The sequence below is a fragment of the Mycoplasma sp. 773 genome (genome assembly GCF_053851515.1).
Genome location: NZ_JBSQAV010000019.1, coordinates 1 through 520, shown reverse-complemented (window position 1 = coordinate 520; position 520 = coordinate 1). Strand labels below are relative to the sequence as shown.

Genomic DNA, 520 nt, shown 5'->3' with positions numbered 1-520 from the left:
TCTGCATTTCCATCAATAAGATTTAAGGAATTTACTAACGCTTGAGAACAGGAAAAAATAGGAAATATATTTACAATAACTAGAGGTTATGTACTTGGAAAAGAAAAATTATCATTAGAAAAAAATGCTTATTTTAAATACCCAGTTTTCTCATCACAAACTGGAAATAATGGTTTAATGGGGTATTATAATTCATATTTATTTGATAAAGCCATAACTTGAACAACAGATGGAATATATGCTGGAGATGTAAAATATAGAGATGAAAAGTTCTATTGTACTAATGTCTGCGGTGTTTTATTAAATGATAATGGTTTTATAAACTTGTGTAATGCATTATCAATAAACAAGGTTTCTAAAAAGCATGTTACGAAGGTGGGAAATCCTAAATTAATGAATAATGTAATGAAAGAAATTTTATTTAAATATAGCAATAATTTAAGAGAGCAAAAAAGAATTTCATCAATTTTTAACAACATAAACACCCTCATCACCCTTCATCAGCGTAAGTTAAATGCCT

1 protein-coding gene is annotated in these 520 nt (G+C 27.1%); it reads left to right on the top strand.

The annotated features are described in order from the left end of the window. A partial coding sequence (locus ACWXVJ_RS03170; RefSeq protein ID WP_455966515.1) for a restriction endonuclease subunit S occupies nt 1–520 on the top strand: 520 nt, incomplete at both ends.